The 13,691-nt window shown below is 69.2% G+C and carries 17 protein-coding genes; 10 read left to right on the forward strand and 7 right to left on the reverse strand.

What is annotated here, in order from left to right:
- Nucleotide 1 precedes the first annotated feature (1 nt).
- The 9 genes from AB5J62_RS06655 to AB5J62_RS06695 all read left to right on the forward strand — a co-directional run bounded on the left by AB5J62_RS06655 (nucleotide 2) and on the right by AB5J62_RS06695 (nucleotide 6,982).
- Nucleotides 2-1,081: a type III PLP-dependent enzyme gene (locus tag AB5J62_RS06655; RefSeq protein ID WP_370947229.1), complete on the forward strand. Its 1,080-nt coding sequence runs from the start codon at nucleotides 2-4 to the stop codon at nucleotides 1,079-1,081.
- A complete protein-coding gene (speD, locus tag AB5J62_RS06660; protein ID WP_370947230.1) occupies nucleotides 1,074-1,433 on the forward strand; it encodes an adenosylmethionine decarboxylase in 360 nt (119 codons plus the stop codon). Before AB5J62_RS06655 ends, speD begins: the two co-directional genes overlap by 8 nt.
- Nucleotides 1,433-2,272, forward strand: coding sequence for a spermidine synthase (locus AB5J62_RS06665; RefSeq protein ID WP_370947231.1), 840 nt, complete (start codon nucleotides 1,433-1,435; stop codon nucleotides 2,270-2,272). The genes speD and AB5J62_RS06665 overlap by 1 nt, the downstream gene beginning before the upstream one ends.
- Entirely contained in the window at nucleotides 2,269-3,354 is a 1,086-nt protein-coding gene (locus AB5J62_RS06670; RefSeq protein ID WP_370947232.1) for a metallophosphoesterase, read from the forward strand. The genes AB5J62_RS06665 and AB5J62_RS06670 overlap by 4 nt, the downstream gene beginning before the upstream one ends.
- A 55-nt stretch (nucleotides 3,355-3,409) precedes the next feature.
- Nucleotides 3,410-3,847 (forward strand): S26 family signal peptidase, encoded by a 438-nt coding sequence (locus tag AB5J62_RS06675; protein ID WP_370947233.1) that lies wholly within the window; start codon nucleotides 3,410-3,412, stop codon nucleotides 3,845-3,847.
- Nucleotides 3,848-3,927: 80 nt separating this feature from the next.
- Complete coding sequence (locus AB5J62_RS06680; protein ID WP_370947234.1) at nucleotides 3,928-4,131, forward strand: hypothetical protein; 204 nt, start codon at nucleotides 3,928-3,930, stop codon at nucleotides 4,129-4,131.
- Between the two features lie 32 nt (nucleotides 4,132-4,163).
- Nucleotides 4,164-4,694, forward strand: a complete 531-nt coding sequence (locus AB5J62_RS06685) for a MauE/DoxX family redox-associated membrane protein (protein ID WP_370947235.1) — start codon at nucleotides 4,164-4,166, stop codon at nucleotides 4,692-4,694.
- 9 nt (nucleotides 4,695-4,703) lie between these two features.
- Nucleotides 4,704-5,189: a TlpA family protein disulfide reductase gene (locus tag AB5J62_RS06690; protein ID WP_370947236.1), complete on the forward strand. Its 486-nt coding sequence runs from the start codon at nucleotides 4,704-4,706 to the stop codon at nucleotides 5,187-5,189.
- Nucleotides 5,186-6,982: an ABC transporter ATP-binding protein gene (locus AB5J62_RS06695; protein WP_370947237.1), complete on the forward strand. Its 1,797-nt coding sequence runs from the start codon at nucleotides 5,186-5,188 to the stop codon at nucleotides 6,980-6,982. Before AB5J62_RS06690 ends, AB5J62_RS06695 begins: the two co-directional genes overlap by 4 nt.
- Before the next feature lie 4 nt (nucleotides 6,983-6,986).
- Here AB5J62_RS06695 and ligD read toward each other — a convergent pair whose 3' ends face one another.
- From ligD to AB5J62_RS06715, 4 genes are read right to left on the reverse strand one after another with little or no spacing between them, the layout of a single operon-like run.
- Complete coding sequence (gene ligD, locus AB5J62_RS06700) at nucleotides 6,987-7,985, reverse strand: non-homologous end-joining DNA ligase (RefSeq protein WP_370947238.1); 999 nt, start codon at nucleotides 7,983-7,985, stop codon at nucleotides 6,987-6,989.
- Nucleotides 7,982-9,046 carry an ATP-dependent DNA ligase gene (locus AB5J62_RS06705; protein WP_370947239.1) on the reverse strand — a complete coding sequence of 355 codons (1,065 nt, stop codon included), beginning with the start codon at nucleotides 9,044-9,046 and terminating at the stop codon, nucleotides 7,982-7,984. The genes ligD and AB5J62_RS06705 overlap by 4 nt, the downstream gene beginning before the upstream one ends.
- Nucleotides 9,047-9,066: 20 nt before the next feature.
- Nucleotides 9,067-10,479, reverse strand: coding sequence for a neutral zinc metallopeptidase (locus AB5J62_RS06710; RefSeq protein ID WP_370947240.1), 1,413 nt, complete (start codon nucleotides 10,477-10,479; stop codon nucleotides 9,067-9,069).
- Between the two features lie 40 nt (nucleotides 10,480-10,519).
- On the reverse strand, nucleotides 10,520-10,924 hold the full coding sequence (locus AB5J62_RS06715) for a VOC family protein (RefSeq protein WP_370947241.1): 405 nt from the start codon (nucleotides 10,922-10,924) through the stop codon (nucleotides 10,520-10,522).
- Between the two features lie 125 nt (nucleotides 10,925-11,049).
- Here AB5J62_RS06715 and AB5J62_RS06720 point away from each other — a divergent pair, with 125 nt between their 5' ends.
- Nucleotides 11,050-11,763, forward strand: coding sequence for a TetR/AcrR family transcriptional regulator (locus tag AB5J62_RS06720; RefSeq protein ID WP_370947242.1), 714 nt, complete (start codon nucleotides 11,050-11,052; stop codon nucleotides 11,761-11,763).
- On the opposite strand, the gene AB5J62_RS06725 is transcribed toward AB5J62_RS06720, so the two are convergent.
- The 3 genes from AB5J62_RS06725 to AB5J62_RS06735 are packed head-to-tail and all read right to left on the reverse strand — an operon-like array spanning nucleotide 11,741 to nucleotide 13,663.
- Nucleotides 11,741-12,775 (reverse strand): DNA polymerase IV, encoded by a 1,035-nt coding sequence (locus AB5J62_RS06725; protein WP_370947243.1) that lies wholly within the window; start codon nucleotides 12,773-12,775, stop codon nucleotides 11,741-11,743. The genes AB5J62_RS06720 and AB5J62_RS06725 overlap by 23 nt on opposite strands.
- Nucleotides 12,776-12,802: 27 nt before the next feature.
- Nucleotides 12,803-13,177, reverse strand: coding sequence for a YchJ family protein (locus AB5J62_RS06730; RefSeq protein WP_370947244.1), 375 nt, complete (start codon nucleotides 13,175-13,177; stop codon nucleotides 12,803-12,805).
- Between the two features lie 60 nt (nucleotides 13,178-13,237).
- Nucleotides 13,238-13,663 carry a hypothetical protein gene (locus tag AB5J62_RS06735; RefSeq protein WP_370947245.1) on the reverse strand — a complete coding sequence of 142 codons (426 nt, stop codon included), beginning with the start codon at nucleotides 13,661-13,663 and terminating at the stop codon, nucleotides 13,238-13,240.
- Nucleotides 13,664-13,691: the final 28 nt, after the last annotated feature.

Below are 13,691 nucleotides of genomic sequence, written 5' to 3' on the forward strand. Positions count from 1 at the left end.
CGTGAACCACCCGTACCTGCTCGTCGACACCGATGTGGTGGAAGCGCGCGCCCGCGAGTTCGTCGCACTGTTTCCCGGCGCGCAGGTTCGCTACGCGGTCAAGGCGAACCCGGAACCCGCTGTGCTCGACGCGGTGCTCTCCGTGGGCGCCGGGTTCGATGTCGCGGGGCGCGCGGAGATCGAGCTGTGTCTCTCGCGTGGGGCAGATCCCGCGGTGTTGGCGTACGGGAACACGATCAAGAAGCGCGACGACATCGCTTTCGCCTACGCGCGCGGGATCCGTGAGTTCACCTCGGACGCGCTGAGCGACATCGAGAACCTGGCCGAGTGCGCGCCGGATTCGCTGGTGTCGATCCGGCTGTTGCTGGACGCGCCCGACTCCGTGACCCCGTTCGGCCGGAAGTTCGGCTGCGAGCCCGCGGTCGCGCTCGACCTGGCGCGGCGGGCCGTCGCGCTGGGACTGCGCGTCGGCCTGGCGTTCCACGTCGGTTCGCAGCAGCTGGACCCGCGGGCGTGGGAGATCGGGATCGCGACCGCGGCCAAGCTCGCCGCCGACGGCATCCCGCTGGAGCGGCTCAACATCGGCGGCGGCTTCCCGGTGTCCTATCGGGACTCCGCGCCGCCGCTCGCCGACTACGCCGCGGCGATTTCTTCGGCGCTGGCGGCGTATTTCCCGGACGGCCACCCGCCGCTGCTGCTGGAGCCCGGCCGGGTGCTGGTCGCGGACGCCGGGGTGATCCGGACCGAGGTCGTCCTCGTCAAACCCGGCCAGCCGCGCTGGGTCTACCTGGACATCGGCCGCTACAACGGGCTCGCCGAGACCGAGAACGAGGCCATCGTCTATCGCCTGCTGACCGAGCGGGACGGCCCGTCCGGCCCGGTGATCCTCGCCGGTCCGACCTGCGACGGCGACGACGTGCTGTATCAGCGCACGCCCTACGAGCTGCCGCTTTCCTTGCGTGCGGGCGATCTCGTGGAGATTCCCGGTGCCGGTGCGTACACGGCGAGTTACGCGTCGGTCGCGTTCAACGGCATCGAGCCGCTCGCCGTCCGCTGCGTCGGAAGGTTCGCCCATGCATGACGTCGGCCGGTTCGCGGGCCGCCACGTGCTCGCCGAACTCCACGGCATCTCCCCGGCACTGCTCGACGACTCCGACTTCCTGCGGTCGACGCTGGAGGCCGCGGTGACCGAGGCAGGCGCCACCGTCCGCGAGGTGATGGCCCACCGGTTCGCGCCGCAGGGCGTGACCGTGCTCGCGCTGCTGGCCGAGTCGCACGCCTCGGTCCACACCTACCCCGAGATCGGCGCGGTCTTCGTCGACGTCTTCACCTGCGGCGACCGCGCCGACCCCGAACACGCGGTCCGCCTGCTGGCGAAGGCGCTCAACGCGACTTCGGTCGAACTGTCCACTGTGCTGCGAGGAGAATACTGATGCGCCGGATCGCCGAGCCCATGGGCGATGGCCTGACCAGGCTCTGGGAGGTCGACGAGGTCCTCTTCGAGGCGCGGACGCCGTTCCAGGAAGTCCTCATCGGACAGACGTCCCATGGCGTGACCCTGTTCTGTGACAACGAACGCCAGAGCGCGGACGCCAGCCAGCTCGTCTACCACGAGGCGTTGATGGTCCCGTCGATGCTGCTCGCGTCCCAGCTGGACCGGGTGCTCGTCATCGGCTCCAGCGAGGGCGTGGTCTGCGAGATGGCCGTCGCCGCGGGTGCTTCGCACGTCGACCACGTCGACATCGACACCGAGGCGGTCAAGGCCTGCGCCGCTCACTTGCCTTACGGCTACACGACTTCCGCGCTGGAACGCGCCGAGCGCGGCGAAGGCCCGATCCACGTCCACTACGAGGACGGGTTCAAGTTCCTGGCGAACAGCGGCCTGTACGACCTGATCGTCATCGACCTGCCCGACGAGAACACGGACCCCGAGGCGCAGCACAACCGCTTGTACGGCACGGAGTTCCTGCGCGAGTGTGCTTCGCATCTCACCGAAGGCGGCGTGCTGAGCTGCCAGGCGGGCTGCCCGACTTTGTGGCGCAATGAGACTTTGCTCGCGTCGTGGCGCCGGTTCTCCGAGGTCTTCGGCACGGTCTTGTACTACGGCTCCGACGAGCACGAGTGGGCGTTCCTCTCGGGCCGCCTCGACCAGGCCGACGTCGCACTCGAGGATCGGCTGGCCGGGTTCCCGTATCGTCCGTCTACATTAGACGCGTCGGCTCTGCGCGGCGGAACGGTTCCGCCGCATTCTCTGCGAATGGTGCGTCCGTGAGGCTTCCTGTCCTGCTCGTCGTCCTGGCCCTGCTGTTCGGCCTCCCGTGGTGGACGCTCGTGCTCGCGCCCGGCGCGCTGGTGCTGCCGGGCACGATCCTGTTCGTGGCCGCGCTGCTGCTGTTCCCGCTGATGATGTACCTCGGCCACAGCCGCCGCGCCCTCGACTGGGCGGCCCGTATCGGCGACACCATGCTCGGTGTGATCTGGGTGCTGTTCGCCTGGAGCGCGCTCGGCCAGCTGCTGCACATCTTCTTCAGCAGCTCGACGGTGGCTTGGGTCGTGCTGGCGATCTCGGTCGTTCTGGTGCTGTGGGGCAACTTCGAGGCCATGCGGGTCCCGCGCGTCAAGCACGTCGACGTGACCATCTCGCGCCTCGGCGCCGGACTGGAAGGCACCAGGGTCGTCCTCATCTCGGACACCCACCTCGGCCCGCTGAACCGCGCCCGCTGGATGGCGAAGGTGGTCGCGGTCGTCAACGACCTCAAGCCCGACATCGCCATCCACGCCGGTGACATCGCCGACGGCTCGGTCGCCCGCCGCACCCCGCAGGCTGCCCCGCTGGCCGACGTGCGCGCCAGTCTGTCCAAAGTGTACGCGACCGGTAACCACGAGTACTTCGGCGAAGCCCAGTCCTGGCTGGACCACATGGAAACCCTGGGCTGGGAGCCGCTGCACAACCGCCACGTGCTCGTCGAACGCGACGGCGCCCAGCTGGTCATCGCCGGCGTCGACGACCGGACCGCGGCCGCCTCCCGCCTGCCCGGCCACGGCGCGGACCTGCCGCGTGCGCTCTCCGGCGCCGACCCCGCGCTGCCGGTGCTGCTGGTCGCGCACCAGCCCAAGCAGATCTCCGACGCCGTGGCCGCGGGCGTCGACCTGCAGGTGTCCGGGCACACGCACGGCGGCCAGATCTGGCCGTTCCACTACCTGGTCCGCGTCGACCAGCCGTCGGTGCACGGCTTGACCCGGCACAGCGATCGCACCCAGCTGTACACGACGCGCGGCACCGGGTTCTGGGGACCGCCGCTGCGCGTGTTCGCGCCCAGCGAGATCACGGTGTTGACCCTCAAATGCTCGTGAGTGGTACGGCCGGTTCTAACCGGCCAAAACACTCACGACCCCTACGATGGGGCGAGTGAAGATCTTCGCGGGGGTGCTGGCCGGGCTCGGCCTGGTGGCGATGTGGTTGCGCCGCACCCTGCTCGTGGTGACTGTGGACGGCGTGAGCATGCAGCCCACGTTCGCCGACGGCGAGCGGGTGCTCGTACGCAAGGGGAAGCCGGTGCGGCACGGCGACGTCGTGGTGCTCGAACCACCACTCGACCCGCGTGGGTCCCACCTGCCGTCGGGGCCCGGCGCGGACGGCAGGTACTGGAACCTCAAGCGGGCCGTCGCGCTGGCCGGGGACCCGGTTCCGCCCGGTATCGCGGGATCCGAGGGGCACGCGACCGTGCCAGCGGGGATGCTCGTGGTGCTCGGCGACAACCCGGACAGTGTGGACTCGAAGCAGCGCGGCTTCTACCCGGCCGATCAGGTGCTCGGCGTGGTCAGCCGCCGTATAACCGGCCGATAGGGCTGTTTGTACGATTCGTATACGGGCCGTTCCTAGTGTCCGGGCATCACATTTTCGGTGATGCGAATGGAGAAAACCCGATGAACTCTGTACTGGGCCGTATCGGCGACCGCGTGCTCGAGCGGCTGGTGCCGAAGACGACCGCGAAGGCGGACACCAGCTTCTGGAGCCGCTGCTTCTGCGGCACCGTGGACGGTACGAAGTACCGGTACGAAAGGTACTGCCACGTCGTCGGCGGCCACAGCTCCTGTGGCGCCTGCGAGGTCCGCGGCATCGGCTGCTGAATTCGTCCGAGCGGGAAAGCGCGGGAGTGTTCATGTCATACGCCGAATTGTTCTTCCGCGCTTTCCTGCTCGGCGTCTTTCTCTTCGCCGTGCTCGGAAAGGCGCGTGGCCGGGCGGCTTTCGACGAGTTCGCCCGGTCGATACAGGGGCTGCGGCTGCTGCCCCGTAAATGGTCCGTCCCCACGGCAGCGGCCGTGGTCGCGGCCGAGGCGGCGGTAGTCGTCCTGCTGGCCGTGCCCGGCACCGTCGTGGCCGGTTTCGGGCTCGCCTCGGCGCTGCTGATCGGCATGACCGGCGCGATCGTGGTGGCGATCGGCCAGGGCCGTCAGGCGCCCTGCCGGTGTTTCGGCGCCTCGGTCACCCCGCTGGGCATGGCCCATGTGGTGCGGAACCTGATCTTGCTCGCCACCGGCGCCGGCGGGCTCGCCTTCGCGGGCTCCACCGGCGCGATGGAGCCGGGCGGTGTGCTGCTCGCGCTGGCCGCCGCCGCGGTCGGCGTGCTGCTCGTCGTGCGTGCCGACGACCTGATGGCGTTGTTCGCCGTCACCCAAGATTCGAAGTGAGGCTGTGAGATGACTTTCCTGGTGGCGGCCGTCGTGTTCGTCGGCGCGTTGTGCCTGTTCGAGTTGCTGCTGACGTTCGCCGTGCTGCGGCGCCTGCGGGAGCAGGGCGAGGAACTGGCGGCGCTCAAAGCGAAGCACGGTCCCCGGTACGACCCGGCGGTGCTGGCGGGCAAGGAGATCCCGGTGGCCGGGTACGACCTGGTCGGCTTCTTCGACTCCGGCTGCCCGACCTGTCACGACGAAGCACCGCGGTTCGCCGAACTGGCCATAAGCCACACCGCGCTCGCCGTCATCAGCGGTCAGCCGAAGGACGTCACCGACCTGATCGAGCTGCTCTCCCCGGTCTCCGCGCTCGTGCTCGGCGACGAGGCGACGGAACTCACGGAGGCCGTGAACATCCAGGCGTTCCCGACTTTCCTGCGGGTCAGTGGATCCCGGATCGACCAGGCGCAGACGTCCGTGGCGGCGCTCGCCGAGCCGGTGCCGTCGGCGTGAGCAAGCCGCTTGAACTCGCTCGCCAGGTCGTCGTGATCTGGCGGCTGTGCTGGCGGGCGGGCCGGTCACTCGCCATCGCGCAGCTGGCGCTCGCGGTGCTCGGCGGGCTGCTGCCGACCGCGACGGCCTGGCTGACGAAGTTCGTCGTCGACGACCTCGTCGCCGGACGCCCGGAAGCCGCGCTGCTCGCCGCGGGCGGGCTGCTGCTGAGCGGGGTCGGAGTGGGGCTGCTGCCGCCGCTTTCCGGTTACCTGCAAGCGGAACTGTCGCGGCGCATGGACCGCACGATGCAGGACGAGCTGTACACGCGGATCAACGGCTTCCAAGGGCTGGCACGCTTCGAAAGCCCGGGTTTCCTCAACGAGCTGAACATGGCCGTCGAGGCCTCCGGCGGCGCGATGCGGCCGGTGACCACCGGCCTGTTCGACGCGGGCCGCACGGTGATCACGCTGGTCAGCCTGCTGGCGACGCTTTCGCTGCTGAGCCCGATGATGGCCGTGCTGGTGACAGTCGCCGCCGTGCCCGCGTTGTTCGCCAGCCTGGCGCTCACCAAGGGCCGGGTCGGCATGATGGCGAGGCTTTCACCGGCGACGCGGCGTCGGGTCTTCTACTCCTCGCTGATCACGGATGTCCGTGGTGCCAAAGAAACCCGGCTGTTCGGGCTCGGCGGATTCCTCAAAGGACGGATGCTCAGCGAGCTGGACGTCATCCACGAGGGCGAGCGCGGGCTCGACCGCCGCGACGCCCGCACCCGGTCGCTGCTGGCCTTGCTGTCCGCGGTCGTCGCGGGCGCCGGCCTGCTCTGGGCGGTGTACGCGGCCGCGAGCGGGCAGCTCAGTGTCGGTGACGTGACGGCGTTCGTCGCCGCGGTCGCCGGTGCGCAAGGAGCGCTCGTCGGACTGGTCGGCAGTGTCGCGATGGCACATCACGCGCTGCTTTTGTTCGCCTACCACGTGAAAATGACGTCGCTGCCCGACGATCTTCCGTCGCACGCGGGCGCCGTCCTGCCGCCGTTGCGTACCGGGATCGAGCTGAGGGACGTCTGGTTCCGTTACGACGAAAGCCATCCGTGGGTGCTGCGCGGCGTCGACCTCACGCTGGCGCACGGCGAGTCGCTGGCGCTGGTCGGTCTCAACGGCGCGGGCAAGAGCACGCTCATCAAGCTGCTGTGCCGGTTCTATGATCCTTCTCGTGGCACGATTCTGTGGGACGGCGTCGACATCCGCGACGTGCCGCCGGAGGAGCTGCGCCGCCGCATGGGCGTGCTCTTCCAGGACTACATGTCGTACGACCTGACCGTCGCCGAGAACATCGGCGTCGGCGACCTCGACGCGCTCGACGACCGGCCGCGCATCGAAGCCGCCGCGAGCCGCGCCGACATCGACATGGCCATCGAGTCGCTGCCTCGCGGCTACGACACCATGCTCAGCCGGATCTTCGCCGATCAGGACGACGACCGGGGCGTCACGCTGTCCGGCGGCCAGTGGCAGCGCCTCGCACTGGCCAGGACCCTGCTGCGCGACGAAAGCGACCTGCTCATCCTCGACGAGCCGAGTGCCGGGCTCGACGCGCAGGCCGAGCACGAGATCCACGAGCGGCTGCGTACCCATCGGACAGGCCGGACCAGCCTGCTCGTCTCGCATCGGCTGGGCGCGGTCCGTGAGGCGGACCGGATCGTCGTGCTCGGCGGCGGCCGGATCGTCGAACGCGGCACGCACGACGAAATGATCACTTTGGACGGTGAGTACGCGAGGCTGTTCGCCATCCAGGCCGACGGTTATCGCACGGTGTAGCGCCTCAGTCGCGCTTCGCCCGGCTGGGCGCGACGCGTGGCGGTTCGTTGGGCTGCTTGGGATACACCGGCGGCCACGGCGCGTCCATCAAGCCGTGCGAGAGGTCGTACCGGGACATCTCCAACAACGGCTCCAGGGACTGCGGAACCGAGTCGCGCCAAGGATCTCCCGCCTCGGCCACCCGCGCGGGCACCGTCGCGATCGTCAGTCCTGCGGGATCCACACTGTCCAATTCGGACCAGAACAGCGGGGTGGAAACCTGCGCTCCCACCCTCGGTCGCACGCACCAGGCGCCGAACACCGTCTTGTGTGGAGCGTTCTGGTTGAAGTCGATGAAGACCCGGGAGCCGCGTTCCTCCTTCCACCACTGCGCGGTGATCAGATCGGGGTACTTGCGCTCCAAAGCGCGCGCCAACGCCACCGCGGCCGCGCGGACTTCGTAGCTGTCCCAACGAGGTTCCAGCCCGACGTAGATGTGCAGCCCTCGCGAACCCGAGGTCTTCACCTTCGCTTCGATGCCGTGCTCACGCAGGAAATCCCGGGTCAGCACGGCCACCGCGCGGATCTCGTCGAAACCGACGCCAGGCGACGGGTCCAGGTCGACGCGGAGTTCGTCGGCGATCTCGGGCTGATCGGCGTGGATCGGCCAGACGTGAAAACCGATGCAGCCGAGGTTCACCGCCCACAGGATGTGCGCGAGGTCCGCCGCCACCAAGGCGTCGCTGGTGGTGCCGTTCGGCGTGGACACCACGGTCGTGGTCAGCCACTCCGGCGCGTTCTTCGGCACGCGTTTCTGGAACCAGGACTTGCCGCTCGCGCCGTCCGGGTAGCGCTCCAGCATGAGCGGACGGCCGCGCAGCGTCGCGAGCAGCGGCTCGGCGACGGCTTGGTAGTAGCGGACGAGATCGAGCTTCGTCTCCTCGCGCTCGGTGAAATACACCTTGGCGGGGCTGGAGATCTTCACCTCGGTGCCGTCGACGTCGAGCAGCACGAACTCGCTCATCGTGCCTCCGCGAACAGCGTCGCCAGCTCGGCGGGCGCGACCTCTTCGAGCTGGGCGTAGGTGCACGACTCCGGCGTGCGGTCGGCACGGAACCGCACCAACCGCCCGCCGTGCCGGAACCGGCTGCCCTGCAGGTGCTCGTACCGGACCTCCGCCACCCATTCGGTCCGCAGTGGCTCCCAGGTGAGGTCCTTATTCGGCGCCCAGCGGCTCTGCGCGCCCGGCAGCCGGGTGTCCTGGACCTCCGCCCACGACCGCCACGGATGACCTTCGAGCGCGTTTTCGCGCAGGGGAGCCAGCTCGGCGACGAGTTCCTTGCGCCGCGCGGCCGTGAAACTGCTCGCGACGCCCACGTGATGGAGTTCGCCCTTGTCGTCGAAGAGGCCGAGCAGCAGCGAGCCGACGCCGACGCCGTCCTTGTGCCAGCGGAAGCCCGCGACCACGCAGTCGGCCGTGCGCACGTGCTTGACCTTGAGCATCGTGCGCTTGTCCTGCTCGTAAGGCAGCTCGGCCTGCTTGGCCATCACGCCGTCGAACCCGGCGCCCTCGAACCGGGTGAACCAGTCCTGCGCCACGTCGGGGTCGGCGGTGATCGGCGTCAGGTGGACCCGCTCGACCGACGCGTCGAGCAGGCCTTCGAGCAGTTTGCGGCGCTCGGTGAACGGCTCCTCGGTGAGGTCGCGGTCGCCGAGCGCGAGCAGGTCGAACGCGACGAAACTGGCAGGCGTCTCCTCGGCGAGCTTCTTCACCCGCGACGCCGCCGGGTGCAGCCGCAGCTGCAACGTCTCGAAGTCCAGGCCCTCGCCGGTGACCAGCACGATCTCGCCGTCGACCACGCAGCGTGGCGGCAGCGCGGCCTTCAGCAGCTCGGCGACCTCGGGAAAGTACCTGGTCAGCGGCCGGTCGTTGCGGGAACCGAGCTCGATCTCGTCGCCGTCGCGGAACACCACGCAGCGGAACCCGTCCCATTTCGGCTCGTAGACCAGCCCAGGCGCACGCGGAACCTCGTGCACGGCTTTGGCGAGCATCGGCTTGACCGGTGGCATCAGTGGCAAGTCCACGTCGCCGATCGTAGATCCGATCAGGCGTATTTGCTGGTACAGATCGTTGACCCGGACGCGAAGCCGTCGCGGAACGCCTCCACGCGCGCGAACCCGGAGCCGACGCTCTGGCCGTCCAGGTCGCCCGCGATGAGGCTGCTCGCCTTGAGCATCTCGGCGACGGCCTCGTCGAGATCGCCGGGGGAGAGCTTCAGTGGGGTCTCTTGGTCGCCGCGCATCGTGCTCGCCCAGGTGCCGGTCAGGCAGGCGGTGCGCAGGCCGGCGACCGGCCCGTCGAGCGAACCGCCCGCGGCCTTCTGCGCCGCCAGCGCGTACCGGGACGCGATCTCGGCGAACGCGGCGAAGTCGCCGATGCCGCCCTTGTTTCCGCGCCGGGGCGGGGTGCCGATCTTGGTCAGCTCGGCCGGGTCGAGCGTGACGACGTTGGTCGCCGGGCAGTACCCGGCGGGCGTGGTCGGCTTGGCGTCCGCGCAGGCGGCCCGGTGCTGGGTGAACGCCGGCGGCGGGGTGCCGGGGAACGCGATCCGCAGCGAGTCCTGCAGGTTCTGCAGCGCGTTCGGGTCGGTGACCCGCAGATTTCCCTTGCCCAGTCCCGAATCCCGCTCCTCGGGGCTGAACGCCTGCTGGCTGATCCGCTGCCGCACCTCGGCGACGTCGATCTTCGCGCAGCGCTTCGGGTCCTCGCCGAAGCCGAACTGGAACGCCGAGACCCGGTCGAACGCGTCACCGTGCGCGCCGTCGGCCGCGGCGCTGGTGCCCGCGTTGTCCCTGATGAAGAACAGGGTGGACATGATCTGGTTCAGGCCGGGCCCGGTCGAGAGCTGGAAGTGCGGCGCGTTGCCCTCCGCGACCCAGCGGAAGAAGTTGCCCGCGTAGCAGTCGGCCTGCTGCTCCTTGACGATCGACGGCGCGTCGCCCGCGCCCAGGCGGAACTGGATCGCGTGGCCGAGTTCGTGCGCCAGCACCGCGACCACCGACATCGGGCCGAACGACTCGTCGAGACTCGGCAGCAGCTCGCCGCGGTCCCAGGCGACCGTGTCGTCGTTCGCGCAGTAGAAGGCGTTGACCAGCCCGGCCGTCGAGCTGCCGCACAGGTTCAGCCCGCGCGCGCCGGAGTCGTACGAGACGAGCCTGGTGATCGGCTTGAACTGCCGCCCGAAGTGCTCGGGGAGCTGCTGGTCCCAGTACCGCTGCACATCCGCGACGGCGTTCGCGGCGAGCTTGTCGATGGCGCCGCCGTCCCCGTTGAGCACCGGGAGCCCGGCGTCGGCCACCCCGGCCTTCGGCCCGCTCGGACCGTCGGTGATGGCCAGCCCGGCCACCGTGGTCGGGTCCTGCCGGTCGGCGGTGCTCGTGCCGGGAACGGCCTGCGCGCAACCCCCGAGCACGGCCACCAGTGCGGCCGCGCACGCGGCCCGTGTCAACGCCTTCATGCTGGGCTACACGGACCGCGCGCGAAACCGGTTCACTCGGTCAGGACGGCATCGCGGACATGTCCATGTACGCGATCTCCCAGTGGTGACCGTCGAGGTCGAGGAAGCTGCGGCCGTACATGAAGCCGTGGTCCTGCGGCTCCTGCGCGACCTGGCCGCCGGCGGCCAGCGCGTTGTCCACCAGCGTGTCCACCTCTTCGCGGCTGTCCGCGCTCAGGCAGATGATCGCCGAGGTGGTCTTCGAGCTGTCGCCGATCTCCTTGGTGGCGAAGCTGCCGAACTTGGCCTTGTCGAGCACCATCACGAAGATGCTCTCGCTGACCACGAGGCTGGAGCCGGACTCGTTCGAGAACTGCGGGTTGGTCTCGAAGCCGAGCTTGTTGAAGAACGCGGTCGACTTGGCGACGTCGTTCACCGGCAGGTTGACGAAGATCATCTTGGACATGGCGGGCCCTCAATCTCAGGTGTTGGATGTATCCCCAGGAAACCTATGTGTCCGTCGGACACATCGTGTACGGTAGACACACCGGGGCGTCATCGGCAAGTCCCAAATGTGTGAACGGAGAACGGATGGTCGAGGGCGTTTCCGAGGACAGCGCCGAGCGCCTGTGGGGCCTGCGTGATCGTCCCGCCCCCAAGACCAGGCCGACGCTGAACCTCGAGCGCGTCGCCGCGGCCGCCATCGAACTCGCCGACGCCGAAGGCATGGCCGCGGTCTCGATGCAGCAGGTCGCCGCCCGGCTCGACGTCACCAAGATGGCGCTTTACCGCCATGTCGCCAACAAGGCGGAACTGGTGGCCGTCATGATCGAAACGGCGGTCGGCGAGCCGCCGGACCTGTCCCCGATCCCGCACTGGCGCGACCGGCTGGTGACGTGGGCCGATGGCATGCGCGAGGCCTGGCGACGGCACCCCTGGATCCCGGTCGCCACGGTCGGCGACCGGATGGAAGGCCCGCGCGAGATCGGCTGGACCGAGTCCGCCGTCGCCGCACTCGAAGGCACCGGCCTGGACGGCGCCGAGCGGATGGACGCGGTCTTCCTGGTCAGCGGCCACATCCGCAACACCCAGTCCGCCGACACCGCGGGCACCCAGCCGTGGACCGACGGCCGCGAACTCAACCCGATGATCACCGACCTGCTCGGGCGGCACGGCTACGCCTTCCCCGCGCTCGCCGCGGCCACGGCCTCGGTGAACGGCGCCGAGCTCGACAACGGCTGGCAGTTCGGCCTCGACCGCATCCTCGACGGCCTCGCCGTCCTCATCGACTCCCGTGGGTCGTGAACTCGGCGCGCACGCCCAGCAGCCGCACCGGCCGGTCCAGGTCGAACTTGGCCAAGACCGTCAGCGCCGCTGCTTCCAGGTCGGCAGCGGATTCGATCGGCGCTTGCAGTGTCATGCTCCGGGTCTGGGTGAAGAACGGCTTGAACCGGACCTTCACCGCCACGCGCGCGACGGGCCTGCCCTCGGCGACGACGTCCTCGAAGACCCGGCCCGCCAAGATCCTGATCTGGGCCGTGATCTCCGCATGCTCGGTCAGGTCCTGCTGAAAGGTCGTCTCGCGGCTGCGTGACCGCGGGATGTACGGGGTCGCGGTGACCTCCGTGTCGCCGAAACCGTGTGCCAGCACGCGAAACCACGGGCCCATCGTCGGACCGAAACGCTCGGCCAGTAACGCGGGATCGGCGGCGGCGAGTTCGTCGACCGTGGTCATCCCGAGCGCGGCGAGCTTCTTGGTCGTCTTGGCGCCGATGCCCCACAGCGCGTCGGTGGGCCGCGAACCCATCACCTCGGCCCAGTTCTCCTTGGTGAGCCGGTAGATCCCGGCCGGTTTCGCGAACCCGGTGGCGAGTTTCGCGCGCAGCTTGTTGTCACCGATGCCGATGGACGACGCCAGCCCGGTCGCGTCGGACACCGCCTGCCGCACCTCCTCCGCGAGCGCCTCGGGGTCCTCGGTGCGCACACCGAGGAAGGCCTCGTCCCAGCCCATCACCTCGACCACGATCGGGAACTCGCGCAGCGTGTCCATCACGTGCGCGGAGACTTCGAGGTACGCGGGCGCGTCCGAGGGCAGGAAGACCGCGTCAGGGCAGCGTTTCTTCGCGAGCCGCAGCGGCATGCCCGAGCGGACGCCGAACTCGCGCGCCTCGTAGGACGCGGTCGCGACGACGGCGCGCTGGGTCGGGTCGCCGGTGCCGCCGACGACCACGGGCAGCCCGCGCAGCTCGGGGTGCCTGGCGACCTCGACGGCCGCGATGAACTGGTCGAGGTCGAAGTGCAGGATCCAGTCCTTCACGGATCCAGTGTGCGTGACCTGCGCCGATCAGGCGACCGGGCGCACGTAGACCCACTGTCCGCCGACGCGGGTGAACGCGCTGTTCTCGTGCATGGAGTCCTTGACGCCGCCGGCGACGTAGTGCGCGCGGAACTCCACGGTGCCCTCGGCGTGGAACGGGCCGCCGCCGGTCGTGCCGAGTATCTCCAGCCGGGTCCAGCGCTGATCGGCGTCGAGGTCGAGCGGGGACGGCGGTTTCAGCCACGTCTTGCGGAGATAGGCCGTGTCGCCCACCGCGAACGCGCTGAAGCGGGACCGCATCAGCTGCTCGGCGGTGGACGCCGTCGCCCGGCCGTCGTGGAGACGGCCGCAGCATTCGTCGTAAGGCAGGCCGTAGCCACAAGGACAGCCCCCACCCGTCACCCGCCACCGCCCTCAACGGAGGCGCTGCGCGCCACTGTGTTCATAAAAAGAGAACTTACTTCAGTCCGTCAGCTTGACCGTCACGGTGGGGCTGTATGTCTTCTGCCTGCCGCCGAAGCCGTGTTCCGCGCCGATACTGAGCTGAATGGCCCTGTCGGCGGGCGCCCAATAGCCGGTACGGACGAAATAGGCGTCCATTGTGCAAAGGCGTTCGCAGGATTTCTTGGCGCAGATGGTCTCCCAGCCCCATTGCCTGCCGGTGTGCTCGACGCCGTTGCGGCGGACGAAGAGCTTCGGGTTGCCGATCTCCTTGGAATAAGCCGTGCCCTCGGCAACATAGAGGACGCCGTCGATCTTGTAGGCGCGGTCGTTGTTGAGGAGGCTGACCTGGCCGGAGATCTCGAAGCTCACCCGGCCACCTCGGCTGCCCGGCAGTGTCCAATGCAGACTGAACTCTTGTACCGGAACTTCCACGGACTGTGTCACGGCGACTCGTCCTCCCATATCGTTTTAC

Origin of the sequence: Amycolatopsis sp. cg5 (assembly GCF_041346955.1) — a bacterium.
Taxonomy (GTDB): Bacteria; Actinomycetota; Actinomycetes; order Mycobacteriales; family Pseudonocardiaceae; genus Amycolatopsis.